This window comes from Nostoc sp. DSM 114159 (assembly GCF_053470285.1).
In genome coordinates this window covers 1,177,105-1,193,018 of sequence record NZ_JBPFEH010000001.1, presented here as the reverse complement: position 1 = coordinate 1,193,018, position 15,914 = coordinate 1,177,105, and the positions used below count along the sequence as shown (strand labels likewise).

The following is a 15,914-nucleotide window of genomic DNA, read 5'->3' as shown; positions in this document are numbered from 1 at the left end:
ACGTACCCATGCTCCGCTTCTCTACCAGACGCACTCGCGTTCGCTCCGCGCAGAGGAGAAGGGCTTGTTCCCCCTGCTCCCTGCCCCCTTCCCCTCTGCCTCTTCAGTGATTGCCATTCCACAATCACTGCTGAATCAAGTATCACTGTTAAATCAATTCACTTAACAGTGTCATTTCAACAGATTGTTTACTACTTATCAAAGGAGAATGTCATGGTTGCTCAAACAAACCTGCCAGCAGCAAAAATTTTGGAAGTTGCTGACGATCCACGTCTTTCTAGTGGGGTGAAGGAATTTTTGAAAGTGCTGAATTCAGGAGGTGTGCCGCTGGAGACACTCACTCCACTCGAAGCACGTCAAGTACTCGTGGATGCACAGGCTTCTGTTCCAGTAGACCTTTCAGGGATTGAAGAGTCTGAGAAGAAAATTATCGCTGACGGTTATTCGATTACGCTCAATATCGTGCGACCGGAAGGCGTTAAAGGCACGTTGCCTGTTTTCATCTTTATTCATGGCGGTGGTTGGGTGTTGGGTGATTATCCAACACACAAGCGTATGGTGCGCGATCTGGTTGTGCTTTCAGGGTTTGCAGGTGTCTTTGTCAACTACACGCGCACGCCAGATGCTCAGTACCCACAGGCGATTAATGAGATTTATGCTGCGACCAAATGGGTTGCCGAGCATGGTGAGGAGATTGGAGTGGATGGTAGGAATCTGGCAGTGGTCGGCAACAGTGTCGGCGGAAATATGACAGCAGTCACTGCTTTGAAGGCCAAAGAAAACGGAGGGCCACACATCAAGCTACACATCATGATGTGGCCGATCGTCGATGCCGATTTTGAAACGAATTCTTATCATCAATTTGGCGACAAACGGTACTTAAGCGCACCCGCGATGAAGTGGATGTATGACATGTACATCGCTGACCCAGAAAAGCGCAAAGACATCTATGCTTCTCCCTTACAGGCGACGGTTGAGCAACTCAAAGGCTTGCCTCCAGCATTAATTGTGGTTGCAGAGAGCGATATTTTGCATGACGAAGGCACAGCCTACGGACGCAAGCTTGATGAAGCTGGGGTAGAGGTGACAACGGTGCAGTACAACGGCATGATTCATGACTTTGGACTGCTCAATGGTTTAGCCGATCTGCCACAAGTGCGCTCTTTGTTTGTTCAAGCTGCTGCCCAATTGAAGAAATATCTGCAATAGGATGCGATCGATATTTTTGGGAAAAGGAAAAGACTCTCCTCCATCGCTTTGCTGCTTACGGAGTTAGCGTAGGAAAAAAGGGTAATTCGCAACTGCGGTCTGGGAACTCGCATCAAAGAAACGTTAACGTTTCTTTGATGCGATAACCCTGTGCCGTTTCACCTTCAAATGGCTCGTTATATTTAAACTACTATCAGGTACTTACCTGCTATGAACAGCCACACACCGACTGCTAGGGACATTATCGGATCGTCACCGTTGATTGCGATCGCAAACGAAGCACCACCCAAGTTGATTGTCGATCCACCGCTTCCCGAACCACTAGCTCAGGGTCGCGTCTTTATCCAGTACCGGACGGAGAATTTGCGTGTGTTGCCAGTGTTTGGCAAAGGTGCTCTCGAAGTATCGCCGCGCATCGGTCATATCCACATCACCGTTGACGATTTGCCGTGGCACTTTGTCGATTCCAGTGGCGAAACGATTATCCTGGTCGGACTGGAACCTGGCGCGCACAAGGTGCTGATCGAACTAGCTGACCCCACACACAAAGTCATCACTAGCGAAACTGTGGAGTTCACGCTGCCCGATCCTAAGAAATCATCATGAAAAAACTAGTAGTCTACCAACCCAAAAATGTTAGATGGAGGTTGGGTAAAGGTTAAAGGGAAAAGGGTAAGGGATTTAAACCCTTTCCACCTTCCCCTTTTCCCCGCTTGCGTTGCCTTGGCGTACCATTAGAGGGAAAATTGCAGTTGTGACGGAGGCATCTGGAAAAATGCTGCACATCGCGGGTGGTATTCATCGATCTGTATTAAACTGCTTTTGAGGTAATTCGGTCGGCAGGCACTTACAGCAGAATCCAGAAGTAAAACAAAGTTCATACCTGGCTTTGGGACTTATACCAATTCTCCAAAAGACAGCAACAGATGGAACCAAGGAAAGCCTTGCTAAATCTGAGTTTTTCAATTGCGAATTGCGAATTGCGAATTGCGAATTGCGAATTGGTATTAGTTTGTCTACTTCACCAACTTGAAATCTGCTGTAAATTTAATTCAACCGTGCTGAGACGCTGGCAAAGCCTCTCGAAACGAGAATCGCAATTCTAGCGCTTACATACTATGAACAACCCCGAAAATCCTCGACCACCCCTGCCACCTTTCGATCGTGAATCCGCCATCCAAAAAGTCCGAATTGCAGAGGATGCTTGGAACACACGTAACCCTGAACTAGTATCACTCGCTTACACGTCGGATAGCATTTGGCGCAACCGCTCAGAATTTCTATCTGGTCGTGAGGCGATCGCTCAGTTCTTAACACGTAAGTGGCTTAAAGAATTGGACTACCGTCTGATCAAAGAGCTTTGGGCTTTTCAAGACAACCGCATTGCTGTCCGATTTGCTTACGAATGGCATGATGATTCCGGCAACTGGTTTCGCTCTTACGGCAATGAGAATTGGGAGTTTGACGAACACGGATTCATGCGATGGCGTATTGCCAGCATCAACGACCTGCCAATTCACCAAAGCGATCGCAAATACCACTGGATACTAGGTCGTCGTCCCGACGAGCATCCAGGATTGTCAGACCTCAATCTTTGAAAAGCTCAACGAACCAGATCGTCCAGTTTTATCCTACAAGAAATCCACTGCTATGAATGCAAACAACGGCATCATTAGCCAGCTCAGTCAATATTCAGTGCCTGTAACCATCGATCGATTAGAAGCCGTCCTTCAAGTAAAAGGCATCACCATTTTTGCCCGCATCGATCAACAGGCTGAAGCCGCAAAAGTCGGACTAAGCCTGTGTCCTACACAGTTGTTGCTGTTTGGCAACCCGAAAGCCGGAACTTCCCTCATGGTAGCAGAACCCACGATCGCCCTGGATTTACCCCTGAAAGTACTGGCATGGGAAGCGACTGACGGCAAGGTTTGGGTGAGTTACAACGATCCTAATTACTTAAAACAGCGATTTTCTCTCTGTGATGAGTTGGTGAAAAATATCGCTATCATTGCACCTTTAATCGATCGAGCACTTAATTCTGCCGATCGCCAATAAGTCGCAGAATTAGCACGCGATCGCACCTTGGCGTTTTTGAAACAGCATTTAGCCACTGGTGTCAAAGTCTCAAATAAATGTCAAACTTATTAATTTTGCAAGATTTATGAAAACATCCGCGTTACTCCTGGCTCTGCCAATCAGTATCTTAGCTAATTTTTCCTTAAGAGCTTCTGCTGATTCTACTGCTGGCCTCCTCCTGAGTACAAAATGCCAGGGTGGGTACAACATCAATATTTGGCAGAATTATACTTCTCGTGAACTGCTTTATCGCGCGACCAGTTCCAACGGTAATTTAAGTTTGGGCAAAGGAACAAGCCAACCGACAGAAGGTGTTCGAGTGTATAAGTTTCGGAGTGGAATTTATGAATATTGGGTGTGGGATGGCACGTTAGATAACCCGCAGTCTGGTACTTTAGAGGTGTATAAAAACAAGCGTATCTTGATGAAGCAAGCTTGTACGAAAAGTTGAATCCTAAGCGCGGGTGTTATGCACTTTTTTGAAACCCAGTTACGGCAAGCATCTTGAATTACGCTACCCAAATACGTTATCGCTAAAACCCTCTTAGTAAGCCAGTTTTTTCTGAAATTCAGCACACCTTCTAGAAGTCGTATTCACCCGCTCGAACTCAAAGGATATGGAAGTGAACGCTCAACACTATGACGACATTATTATCGGCGGCGGCAAAGCAGGTAAAACACTTGCACCGGCGTTAGTCGCTGACGGACGTAAAACCGCTTTGGTTGAACGCAGCTTAAATATGATTGGTGGCGGGTGCATTAATATTGCTTGCATTCCTACTAAAACTATGGTGGCGAGTGCTAATGTGGCAAACACAGTACGAAATAGTGCCGTTTATGGTGTTAAAGCTAATACACCCATCGTTAATTTAGCAGAGGTGATCCAACGTAAACGATCGGTTGTGCAATCTGCGCGTGAAGTGAACTTGCACAATCTAGAAACGGCTCTGGATAACAACTTGATTATTGGCGAAGCAAGGTTTGTTGCTCCCAAAACAATTGAAGTGACGACGGCTGAGGGGAACAATCGCTTACTCACTGCCGAACGCTTATTTATTAATACAGGCATACGACCGTTAATTCCATCCATTCCCGGACTCGCTGAAGCTGGATTTTTAACGAGTGAGTCGATTATGGAGCTAGAACATTTACCTGAACACTTGATCGTTCTCGGTAGTGGCTATATTGGTTTAGAGTTTGCCCAGATGTTTCGGCGTTTTGGCTCTAGTGTTACTATCATTGGGCAAAATGAGCAAATCCTGTCACAGCAAGATCCAGATATAGCGATCGCAGTTCAAACACTGCTAGAAAAAGATGGTATTGAATTCTGGCTGAAGGCGAAGGTGTTGAGGGTTACTCGCACTGATAATCAAACCATCCTGCAAATCCAAGTTGGCGATCGGGAAATCACCCTCCAAGGGTCGCATTTGCTCGTCGCCGTTGGTCGTGCGCCCAATACCAATAGCTTAAATTTAGCTGCTGCTGGTGTGGCAACCGATATACGTGGATTTATTCAAGTCAACGATCGCTTAGAGACGAACATTCCGGGGATTTGGGCGTTAGGCGACATCAATGGCGGCCCGCAATACACTCATATATCGCTCGATGATTATCGCATTATCAAAGCTAATTTAATTGATGGAGGCAACCGGAGTACGCGAGATCGATTAGTTCCATCAAGTCTATTCATCGATCCAGAACTGGCTCATGTGGGTTTGACTGAAACTGAAGCACAGCAACAAGGATATGCTATCCGCGTGGCGAAGGTGGATGCATCAGCCGTTCCCAGAGCGAAAACACTCGGTCAAACCGATGGACTTTTGAAGGCGATCGTGGATACAGATACAGGTCGTATTCTAGGATGTTCCCTGTTGTGTCATGAAGCAGGTGAAGTGATTTCAACGGTGCAGATGGTGATGCAAGCTCAGATGCCCTACACCGTTCTGCGCGATGGTATTTTAACTCATCCCACGATGACCGAAGGATTAAATATATTGTTTTCCAAGTTGTAAAAAGACAGCAATTGCAGATCCAAAGATTTACCAAACAAACGACATTTCACTCTTGCAAAAAGTAGATATAGCATGATGAGTAAAACATCTAAAGTCGGTATTATTGGTGCAGGTAATGTAGGTGCAGATGTTGCAAATGCTTTAGTTTTACTTGGCAGATGTGTAAGGGTTGTCCTTTTTGACCGAACCTTATCAAAAGCTGAAGGACAAGTATGGGACATTGAAGACAGCATTCCCCTACTTAAGGAGATGGAAATCATACCATCAAATCAGTATGAAGACTTAGCTGATTCAGATATCATTATTGTGACTGCTGGGGTGCAGCCGAAACTTGGACAGACCCGATTAGATACATTGAGCAACAATGCAGAGATTATACGTTCAACAATCAAAGAATTGGATCGAGTTGCACCGAATTCAATTGTAATTATCATTAGCAATCCAGTGGATGTACTCACGCGGATTGCGATCGCTACTTCCACCAGGGCAGAAAACCTAATTTTCGGTTCGGGAACCGTTCTTGATACTGCTAGACTGAGATATCAACTTGGAAAGCAACTGAATGTTGCAAAACAAGACATTCATGCTTATGTAATTGGAGAGCATGGAGACAGTCAATTTGTGGTTTGGTCTAGTGCATTTATTGGGGGAATTTTGTTAACTGAATTTCCCATACCACAAGGAGCAACGCTAGAACAAATTCAGCAAGAGTACGCACAGTTAACTAGTAAGCGAGGATATAACATTTTTGAACGCAAAGGAAATACAAGCTATGGCATATCAACAGTAGTTTGTCAGTTAGTTGATACCATTCTGCGAGATGAAAAGCAGATATTTCCAGTATCCGTCAGAGCAGATTCTAACTATGGAGTTGGCAGTGAAGTTGTTCTTGGACTTCCATGTATCATTGGCTCAACAGGTATTGAGCGCCAACTGCTGTTATCAAGAAATGCTCATGAACAACGCTTATTAGAAGAATCAGCCAACAAACTCAATGAAGCCCATAATTTTCTGCATAATTAAAATTAATTGGGTGCAGTTGTGGTTGAAAATATAGTATCCTAAACAATACCTTTGCCATCAAGTAGAATAAGGCAGTACATGAGTTTAATATTCAGTAGATACTACTCAGGAAACAAATAGCTTTAGTTTCACTATTTGATAGATTTAAACTTAACATCCAGTGCTTGTTGATAAAAATGACTAAGTATACTTTCATTCTAAAGTTTGAGAAAGTTGTCAATAAGGAACCTTGTAATGATTAAGTTTTTAGTACGCGCGCTGTTTGCTACATTATCGTTAACAATATTTTTGAACTTGTTCACTTCTGTTGCCCTTGCACAAAGAACTTATGAGCCAACAACTGAATCGCTATCGAAGCATGAAGTTCCAGACTGGTTCAAGGATGCGAAACTCGGAATTTTCATCCATTGGGGGGTATATTCTGTACCTGGCTATGCACCACTAACTGGGGAACTGAACAAAGTCGTTGCAGAGCGTGGTTGGGAATATTGGTTTGAGAACAACCCTTACTCGGAATGGTATTACAACTCCATGAAACTTGAGGGCAGTCCAACCTATAAATACCATCGTACAACCTATGGTGAAGGCTTTACCTATGATGACTTTATTCCCAGATTTAATGCAGCCATAACAAATTGGAACCCCTCGAAATGGGCAAAATTATTCTCTAAAGTGGGTGCGCGGTACGTTGTATTAACAACGAAGCATCATGATGGCTTTTTGTTGTGGCCTAGTAAAACTATAAACCAGCCAGGGCGAGTGGCAACACGCGATATTGTAGGCGAACTAACACAAGCTGTTCGCAAAGAAGGTATGCGGATGGGTGTGTATTATTCTGGTGGTATTGATTGGTCTTTTAAAGATACAACAATCACAGACTTCAATACGTTAGTGGGAGCAATTATTCAGGAAAAAGCCTATGCAGATTATGCGAATGCTCATTGGCGCGAATTGATTGACCGCTATCAGCCATCTATATTATGGAACGATCTTGGCTACCCTATTGGGCAAGCGAATGAAATTATGGCCTACTTTTACAATCGCGTACCCGATGGTGTAGTAAATGACCGTTTTGATTCAGGTGGTCAGTTAGGGTTGCACTTTGACTTTTCCACACCTGAGTATAGCCAATCTACACAAATAAAACCTCTTAAATGGGAAAGTACAAGGGGTTTAGGTTACTCATTCGGCTATAACCAAAATGATACTGATTTGAACATGATTTCGGTAGATGAACTAGTTGATTTATTTGTAGATATTGTTAGTAAAAATGGGAATTTATTGCTGAACATTGGGCCAAAGGCTGATGGTTCAATATCCAAAGTACAACTTGAAAGATTAGAAGGCTTGGGTAAATGGCTAGATGTGAATGGTAAAGCAATCTTTGGCTCACGCTATTGGATACGAGCAGAAGATTTAACTCCAGAGCGTATTCGAGTGCGCTACACCACTAATAAAGGAAAATTATATGCAATATTGCTTGATGAGCCAACATTTGGGAAGGTTACTATTCCAGGAATAATTTTGCCGCAAAAAGCAAATATTACGATGCTAGGTGTTGGAGGTACACTGGAGTGGCAGCAGTACGGTCAGAATTTATCCATAACACTACCACACAAGTCTTTAGTCAAAAAATCACCAGCTTACACATTAGAGATCAACTGTATGCTTCTATAATCTGATTCAGAAGTTAGAAACATCTTTGATTAAAAAAGAAACAAGGCTTAAAGCTTCTTTTTTAATAGAAGATGTTTCCTGAAGCTAAACTTTTCAATTAAATATCATACTTATCAGTCAATACGGTTCAGTTAAGGCTATACAGTGCTAAGAATTAGGAAAATAGAGCAACAATTACGGTTACGGCTGTTGAAGTTCCAGAGTTGATAGAAGAAGAACAGCGCGATCGCTTGAATTTTTCACCCCGTAAGAGCGATGCCTTGCGATCGGAATTACACCTAACCTATTGACAAATCTATGGAAACTTTTAAAAAATTCTCTGATCCTATAGTCAGCTCTTCTGTTTTGCAACCTTTAATACTGGGTGAGCCAGAACTGCGTGGTCAAGTTATAGACTGCCAGAAGAAACTTACACGCTATCTAAAAGACCAAGTTAAAACAGACGGATCTGTTAGAGATGTTTGCAAGAGCCGTGTACTTGAATCCTCATTGATGCTCCACTTGCTTACTATCCAAGAAATATATCCAAATTGTCAGTATCAACTCACTCACTACTTAACTACTCAACTTGATAAAGAGCATAATAACAAGTTCTACAAGGCTCTAATTATTGGAGCATTGCGTAAAAGTACACCTGAAGATGCACAAGTTGTTGAAGATTATATGACAGGCTTTCAGCATTTTACAGCAAGCCGTAAGCGCGTGCTGTTCCGTGCAATCCTAGCAGAACTAGGGGTAATAGCGTATGACAGCCAGTATCAGATAGAACACTTCTTTTATCGAGGTTATCAAAGTTGGGTTGCAGCTGAAATATGCGCTCTCAAAGTTCTATACGCTTTTGGTTTAAACTACCGAAAGTGGATAAACCCTGATGACGTAGAATTTCTACTGGCAACGCAGAACAATAACTCGATTTGGGAAAAACACGTTTTAGCCAATATTATCATCTTATTGGCACTTCAAAAGTTTCCAGAACACCACCATGTAGTGTTGAAGGGAATTAACAATTTGCTAAGTTGTCAAAACTCAGATGGCGGTTTCCCTTTTATTGCCAGTTTTGAGATTTTCTGTACAGCAACTGCTGGAATAGCGTTAACAGATAGTGGATCTGACATAGAGACTTTATTACAAATGGCTGAGTACATAGTGAGGCAACAGCAATCAGATGGCGGATGGTCATACGCAGAGGGTACAGGTCAGACTGACGTAGATGATACTTCTTTCTGTGTAGAGTTTTTACAGGCAGTTGAGGTTGACAAATACAAAGAATGCATTTCAAAAGGGGAGGCGTACCTTCTCGCTATTCAGAATGAAGATGGTGGATTTCCTACCTTTGTGCGCGGTAATTCCTCTGAAATTACCATGACAGCAGCAGCTCTTAACGCGTTGGCTCCTCGCTGTACTGAGTATACAAACGTCTTCGAGTTAGGACTGCGCTACATCACTGACCAACAAAAGTTCGACGGTTCTTTTGAAAGGAGCTGGAGTCTGAGCGAAGCACAGGCGATTTTCCGTTCAGTGTTAGCAATGCGTACCTGTAAAGTTATTCGATCCGCGCAGCTTTTAGAAAATATTTATACAGCAGAAGCGAAAGCATTAGACTACCTGCGTAAATCTCAAAACAGCGATGGAGGTTGGGGTCATCAATTAGGTGACGCGAGCGATGTTATCAGTACCTCATATACCCTGATTGCCTTAAGCAGCCTTGGTGATGCCGAAACATTAAGGCGAGGTACACATTACCTGATGCTACAGCAGGATGAAGAAGGAAAATTCGTCTCCATACCAGATCAAGTAGCTCCCCGACCCATACCTTATGATGTGCCTATTCTCACTAGTATCTTCGCGCTACTCGCTCTGAAGTACACCGCTGCCGTTATCAGGGAATAATATGCAAAGGAACGATATGAAAGTTGCTGCCTTAGATATTGACGGAACTCTCTACCCCGGTGCTTTAGGGCTTCAGTTACTACAAGCATTGACAGCAAATGGTATTAGTGATAAATCAAAGATCGAGGATATTTTTAAAGTAGTTGAAAAATATCGCCTTAATGAAATTGACTTCCAGATCATGGCAACTACCGCTTATAATCTCTTTGCAGAGGCGATTGCAGGGATATCACAAACTGTAATGCAGCGTATTGCTAGGCAAGTATGGCAGCAAGAACGAACCAAACTATTCCCTTTCGTTCCGAAACTCATCGAGATTCTCAACAGCCAAGGATATTCCCTTGTATTAATTTCAGGTAGCCCGAATGAAATCGTGTGTTGCCTAGCTGAGGAGTTTGGAATTTCAAAATACCAAGGCTCAATTTTCGCCATTCACCAAGGTAAGTACACTGGAAAAGTAAATCTCTTGTCAGGATCTCTCGGCAAGAAGTATTCTATTTTTCTACAGATGGTTAAGGATTGGAGTGTAAATCTGGAGGAATCCCTTGCCATAGGTGATTCAATAACTGATACGGCGCTCCTTGAGATCGTCGGAAAACCTGTAGTGTTTGAACCTCATCCATCATTAATGTCGATCGCACAAGAGAAAGATTGGCTTGTTACCAACCGGAATAATATTGTCAAACATATCATGGAGTTAGAAAACCCATTTTTGACTTAAACAATAACATCGTGGGTTTTAATAAATCCAACGATATGATTAATAGTCAAGCAGGTAACATCCCGTAAGGGCGATGCCTTGTAATCAGAATTACACCCAGCCTATTGACAATAAACCTCGTCTACGTTAAAAACCGTAATTTTTGCTCATCTTCTTCAAAATGATTTTTCACCCACAAGCAATCACTAATTTGGGGTAAAGTTACGGAAGCTGTCACCAGGGGCAAGCTAGCCTGTAATTACTACGCTACAAACGTTTCAGCCTTTATGATGATTGGGGATAGCGATCGCTCACCATTGCTAAAAAGTTCCGATTTCAATTGGAGTCGGAACTAAGGAACGATTTTTATGTGCCTTTCAAACTTTTTTATTTTTATTTTCTGTGTGTACACAATGATTAGTTTAAATTCTCCAGTCTTCTTCAGCTTAAATGAAGAGCAAATAAATAAACTTTCTGAAGTCAAGAATGTATCTCCCGTCTTAAAAGAAATGCATGAATTAAAAGAAAAATTTAGAAAGATTTTTAATAAGACAGATAATTGGTATCCGGGAGTTTTTAAACTCGGTATGTGGTTATCGAAAGCTAAAAAATGTTTTCCCAAGAGTAACAATACTATTATCCGTTGGTTTTATGAGATAATTGCTTACTTTGATAATAGGACAAATAGTGGTGCTGTGGAAGGCATTAATAACAAGAACAAGTTAATTAAACGTTCCGGTTATGGATTTAGAAACTTTGACAATTTCCGAGTTAGATGCTTATTGAATTGGCATTTTAACTATTAGTTAAGCATACTATGTACTGAAGAACCAAAAAAAATGATACATGATGACCGTTACACACTAGCCACTGGAAAAGTAGGCGCAAATCGATTGCAAATTCTTCACCAAATCCATAAGCCATATACAGAGTTTTTACTTGGGCGAGTTGGACTCAGTGAAGGAATGCATATAGCTGACATTGGTTGTGGTATTGGAAGTGTTTCCACTTGGTTAGGCGAGCAAGTTGGATTCAACGGTTCAGTTATTGGTGTAGATGTGAGTACAGAGCAGGTAGAACAGGCACGAGGAAATGCAGACGCACTTAACTTGAGCAATGTAAAATTTGTCTTGGGCAGCGCTTACAATACAGGATTACCTCATAACTCCTTTGACCTAGTTTACTGCCGCTTTTTGCTAATCCATCTGACGCGCCCTAAAGATGCACTGGAAGAAATGCTGGCACTACTCAAGCCGAGTGGGTTTTTAGTGTGTGAGGAAGCCGATTTTAGCACTGCTTTTTGTCAACCTGCTAACCCTAGCTACAACCGTTGTTTTGAGCTTTTCCTTAGACTAGGTAACACTCGTAGCCAGCATTTTTGTATGGGAAGCAAGCTTTACCAAATATTTCAAAAAGCTGGCTTGCGGACGCGAGAAATTTTTTTAGTGCAGCCTGTCGCAATTCACAAAGAAACTAAGCGTTTCATAGATTTGTCACTCAAAGAGGCGACTGATGCCTTAATTGAAACTGGAATAACAACACCAGAAGAGATTAAGCAAACTATAGAGCAAATAAGAGAGTTGGCAGAGGACGAAAAAACACTGTTTGGCATCCCTCGTGTGACACAAATCTGGGCGCAAAAATAACTATGCAGTTTATTGAGGCTTTACAGAATTATTCGATTGTGAAGAGAAAATCAATTCTCTAAAGAACAACTGAAAGCAGATCGTAGTTGATTAACCTTTGAAATGCGATAGATTTGCTGTTTATCATTCTCAGACAGGATAATTAATACCAATTGGTAATTCGTAATTCAGAAATTAAGATTTAATCTGTAGGCAAGCTCAAGATGAACTTGGCATTAGTAACTACAAATGCAGTGGGAGCAAACTTATGCTTACTCAATCAGAATCTCAAAGAAAAAAAGAGCCTTTTTGGCATAAAATTGTTCGACTTCTAAGATGGGAAAAGCCCACTGGACGGTTAATTTTAATAATTCCAGCTCTTTGGGGTACTGTTTTATCAGCAAAGGGGATGCCATCAATACAACTTGTTAACCTAATCATTTTTTTTGCTTTAGCTACCAGTGCTACAACTTGCGTAATCAACGACTTATGCGATCGAGATATTGATGCACAAGTGGAAAGAACGCGTGAGCGTCCCTTAGCTTCTGGGGCGCTTTCTATCTCTGTCGGAATCGCGGTTGCTCTAATCTCTGTGGGCTTGAATGGAATGCTGGCTTTTGCTTTAAAACCCCTCTCGTTCTGGTTATGGGTTGGAACACTTCCGGTAATTATTTTATACCCATTATCTAAACGGGTATTTCCAGTTCCCCAGTTATTACTGGCAATAATTTGGGGCCTTGTAGTTTTGACTAGCTGGACTGCGGTGAATGAGCAGATAGAATTTACTACTTGGTTGCTGTGTAGCTCAACTGCGCTGTGGGCCGTGGGATTCGACACCATTTACGCTATGTCTGATCGCAAGGATGACCGACGGATTGGCGTTAAGTCCAGTGCTCTGTTTTTTGGTAAATATGCTCCTGTTGCTGTTATGGTTTGCTATGCAACTAGTGCCTTACTATTGGGTTTGCTAGGCTTTTATATGCAATTGCAACTGAGTTTCTGGATTAGTTTGATAATTGCAACTACTGCTTGGATTTGGCAGTTTATACAACTGCTTGACTCCGAACTTCCAAATACTGCCTACAATCAAATGTTCAGTCAAAATGTCTGGATTAGCTCTGTATTGCTTTTTGGGATGATTTTCGGGTTTTTAAAATTATAAATTTTCCTCTCTTCTTAAGCTGCGCCAACGAGACACTACTCGCGTTCGCTTGAATTTTAGCTAAACCACAATTCATCTCATCACCTCTCTTGCGCGTAGGTGAGAGGCTTCTTGCGGTTTAGCTAAAGTTAGAAATAGGTTGAAAAAATGCGCCTCTTAATTAAACCAAATCGGCAAACAAGGAATGTTGAAAATTTTAGTGACGGGTGCGACTGGGAATGTTGGCTGTGAGGTTATTCGCTTGCTACTATCCCACGATTGTCATGTCTGTGCCGCACTCAGAAATCCCGACAAAGCTCAACAAATATTAGGCAGCAATATTCATTGTGTCTGGTTCGATTTTATTAACCCCGAAACGTGGGCAAGCGCTTTTGAAGGAGTCAACAAACTTTTTTTAGTACGTCCGCCTGCACTTGCCAATGTGAAGAGGCAAATTGCCCCGGCGCTGAATGCGGCAAAAGAAGCAGGTGTTGAGCATATCGTTTTTGTTTCACTTTTAGGAGCCGAGCGCAACCGAGTTGTACCGCACGCCAAGATTGAGCGCTACATCGAGCAATTGGGCATTCCTGCCACGTTTTTACGCGCTAGCTTTTTTATGCAAAATCTTAACACCGTACACCGAGAGGATATCAAAACCCGTGGCGAATTGTTTATGCCAGCAGGGAATGGTAAAACCAGTTTTATTGATGTGCGTGATATTGCTGCTGTTGCGGTACGTGCTTTGCTTGAAGATGGGCATTTGGGAAAAGCTTATGCGCTCACAGGTAGGGAAGCCTTGACTTACTATGAAGTAGCAGAAATTTTTACAGAAGTTTTGGGCAAACCAATTCGCTATACTAATCCCTCATTACTGAAGTTTATTTGGCAAATGTGCGATCGCGGGCTGTCGTTGGGCTTCATTTTGGTAATGGCAGCAATTTATACAACCGCTCGTTTAGGATTGGTAGGTGGCATTACACCAGATGTAGAACAATTACTCGGTCGTCCGCCACTGACGATGCGGCAATATGTTGAGAATTATCGAAAGTTTTGGTTGTGAGAATATAGAGCGATCGCTCTTTATCGGTGTCACTTTTTACCAATCAAATCCCGCTTCACAGCAAGAGCATATCACCCGCCGCAAATACTTCCCTCGTATCTTCTGCATTAAGCGATTGCCCCCCCCAGTCCTCTAAGAAAATGCCCTACCCAAACGGTTGCCCCCAGCGCTCCCAATTTTCTTTGTTGAATGGACTACGCCATTTCAAAATCAAGTTCAATTCCAACTCTTGCCGTGCGCGTCGGTCTATGGGTGCATCCCACCAAACGGCAATACCTATACTTCTTTTACTTCTTTCTAATTCATAACGCTGGTGTAGTGAATGGTAGCTATCTAGGTAGTGTTTTGCCTGACCTCACCAAATCGCGTTGCTCCCAGCTCTAAATGGCTTTCAGCGATTGGGTTCGCCCAGAATGACTAAACTAACGTGAGTTCGACGGTTAGAAAACGGCAGGAGGTAGTGCAGGTAAATCTTTTGGGTAAATATCAATCGATGGTTTTTTGGGTAAATAGGTGTAAGCAGTTAAACCAGCCATCAGATTGACCAAAAAGTTAAACACACTACGATGCCGAGAGTGTTCTATTTGACACATATTTTTGAGATGGTCATTGACTGACTCAATTACAGCCCGTTTGCGTAAAAGAATTTTATCAATCAGTTTTACCAAACGATTTTTCATTTTCTTCTTAGATTTAGTAACTAACTCTAAACCTCGTTCGTATAACTCTTCAAATAATTTTTGCGAGATATATCCTCTATCTCCAAAAAGTTTACCAATTAAGTCACGAGTCATATCTGGAACTGGTTTACGGTCATCAACATTTGCCGGAGTTAGTTTGAATGCCAGTAATTCTCCTTTATCGTTAATAATTAAATGAAGTTTAAAGCCAAAGTGCCAGCCCACAGCATTTTTACCCCATTTCACTAACCCTTTAAAAACTTTATGGGCGTGTGCCCGGCAATTGTGACAAACATCAATTGGGGTGGAATCGATAAAACTAATCCCTGTAATTTCTCCTGTCCGTGTATGCAAAAAACAACACAGCAACATTAAACTCCAGGGCAGAAGTTCCACAAATCTTGTGTAACTGACCAAATTTGGAAACGCTCCACGCCAGCTTTGTAGCACATGCAACGTGTAGAACTCCTTGAAAGTTTTATAACCACTACCATGAAATGCGATCGCGATTGTCATCACCTCTGATAAATGCATTCGGGAAGTGCTACGACGCTCTCCCTTTGTGGATGGTAACTGTGGTACTTGTTCCCACAAATTCTCCCACTGGTTACAAAAATCATCTACGTCACAGAATATTTGTACGATATCGAGGCGAGATACAATGGTAGACATAGCCGAGACCCTTATTTTTCTGAGATATTTTTAGTCTCGGCGTTTTTTTGTGCCTTTTTTGCTCATTCTCAATTAATCTTAGCGATCGCCACCACCAGGTGCTTCGCGCCATCGCAACACCTACCCAGTTTCTCATGTTTCATATCTAG

The 15,914-nt window shown here is 42.5% G+C and carries 13 protein-coding genes and 2 pseudogenes; 14 read left to right on the top strand and 1 reads right to left on the bottom strand.

Features of this window, described 5'->3' with window-relative positions; translation table 11 throughout:
• Nucleotides 1–213 precede the first annotated feature (213 nt).
• The 14 genes and pseudogenes from ACR5KR_RS04805 to ACR5KR_RS04740 all read left to right on the top strand — a co-directional run bounded on the left by ACR5KR_RS04805 (nucleotide 214) and on the right by ACR5KR_RS04740 (nucleotide 14,413).
• Nucleotides 214–1,209, top strand: a complete 996-nt coding sequence (locus ACR5KR_RS04805; RefSeq protein WP_448265673.1) for an alpha/beta hydrolase — start codon at nucleotides 214–216, stop codon at nucleotides 1,207–1,209.
• Between the two features lie 210 nt (nucleotides 1,210–1,419).
• Nucleotides 1,420–1,815, top strand: coding sequence for a DUF6130 family protein (locus ACR5KR_RS04800; protein ID WP_448265672.1), 396 nt, complete (start codon nucleotides 1,420–1,422; stop codon nucleotides 1,813–1,815).
• A gap of 512 nt (nucleotides 1,816–2,327) precedes the next feature.
• The gene (locus tag ACR5KR_RS04795; RefSeq protein WP_448265671.1) at nucleotides 2,328–2,807 is read left to right on the top strand and encodes a nuclear transport factor 2 family protein; all 480 of its coding nucleotides are present in this window, start codon (nucleotides 2,328–2,330) and stop codon (nucleotides 2,805–2,807) included.
• 52 nt (nucleotides 2,808–2,859) lie between these two features.
• Nucleotides 2,860–3,264, top strand: coding sequence for a DUF302 domain-containing protein (locus ACR5KR_RS04790; protein WP_445627548.1), 405 nt, complete (start codon nucleotides 2,860–2,862; stop codon nucleotides 3,262–3,264).
• A gap of 106 nt (nucleotides 3,265–3,370) precedes the next feature.
• Nucleotides 3,371–3,736 carry a hypothetical protein gene (locus ACR5KR_RS04785; RefSeq protein WP_448265670.1) on the top strand — a complete coding sequence of 122 codons (366 nt, stop codon included), beginning with the start codon at nucleotides 3,371–3,373 and terminating at the stop codon, nucleotides 3,734–3,736.
• 166 nt (nucleotides 3,737–3,902) lie between these two features.
• The gene (locus ACR5KR_RS04780) at nucleotides 3,903–5,297 is read left to right on the top strand and encodes a mercuric reductase (protein WP_448265669.1); all 1,395 of its coding nucleotides are present in this window, start codon (nucleotides 3,903–3,905) and stop codon (nucleotides 5,295–5,297) included.
• A gap of 63 nt (nucleotides 5,298–5,360) precedes the next feature.
• Nucleotides 5,361–6,320, top strand: a pseudogene (locus ACR5KR_RS04775) (L-lactate dehydrogenase); the annotation flags it as partial.
• A gap of 234 nt (nucleotides 6,321–6,554) precedes the next feature.
• Nucleotides 6,555–7,997 carry an alpha-L-fucosidase gene (locus tag ACR5KR_RS04770; protein WP_448265668.1) on the top strand — a complete coding sequence of 481 codons (1,443 nt, stop codon included), beginning with the start codon at nucleotides 6,555–6,557 and terminating at the stop codon, nucleotides 7,995–7,997.
• Nucleotides 7,998–8,342: 345 nt separating this feature from the next.
• Nucleotides 8,343–9,887, top strand: coding sequence for a prenyltransferase/squalene oxidase repeat-containing protein (locus ACR5KR_RS04765; protein WP_448265667.1), 1,545 nt, complete (start codon nucleotides 8,343–8,345; stop codon nucleotides 9,885–9,887).
• A gap of 16 nt (nucleotides 9,888–9,903) precedes the next feature.
• Nucleotides 9,904–10,608, top strand: a complete 705-nt coding sequence (locus tag ACR5KR_RS04760) for an HAD family hydrolase (protein WP_448265666.1) — start codon at nucleotides 9,904–9,906, stop codon at nucleotides 10,606–10,608.
• Nucleotides 10,609–11,030: 422 nt separating this feature from the next.
• Nucleotides 11,031–11,393, top strand: a pseudogene (locus tag ACR5KR_RS04755) (ISL3 family transposase); the annotation flags it as partial.
• 33 nt (nucleotides 11,394–11,426) lie between these two features.
• Nucleotides 11,427–12,233, top strand: coding sequence for a methyltransferase domain-containing protein (locus ACR5KR_RS04750; RefSeq protein ID WP_448265665.1), 807 nt, complete (start codon nucleotides 11,427–11,429; stop codon nucleotides 12,231–12,233).
• Between the two features lie 247 nt (nucleotides 12,234–12,480).
• Nucleotides 12,481–13,374: a 4-hydroxybenzoate solanesyltransferase gene (locus ACR5KR_RS04745; protein ID WP_448265664.1), complete on the top strand. Its 894-nt coding sequence runs from the start codon at nucleotides 12,481–12,483 to the stop codon at nucleotides 13,372–13,374.
• Nucleotides 13,375–13,558: 184 nt separating this feature from the next.
• Nucleotides 13,559–14,413, top strand: coding sequence for an SDR family oxidoreductase (locus ACR5KR_RS04740; RefSeq protein ID WP_448265663.1), 855 nt, complete (start codon nucleotides 13,559–13,561; stop codon nucleotides 14,411–14,413).
• 440 nt (nucleotides 14,414–14,853) lie between these two features.
• Here the strand turns inward: ACR5KR_RS04740 and ACR5KR_RS04735 are convergent, their stop codons facing one another.
• On the bottom strand, nucleotides 14,854–15,765 hold the full coding sequence (locus ACR5KR_RS04735) for an IS982 family transposase (protein ID WP_448265662.1): 912 nt from the start codon (nucleotides 15,763–15,765) through the stop codon (nucleotides 14,854–14,856).
• Nucleotides 15,766–15,914: the final 149 nt, after the last annotated feature.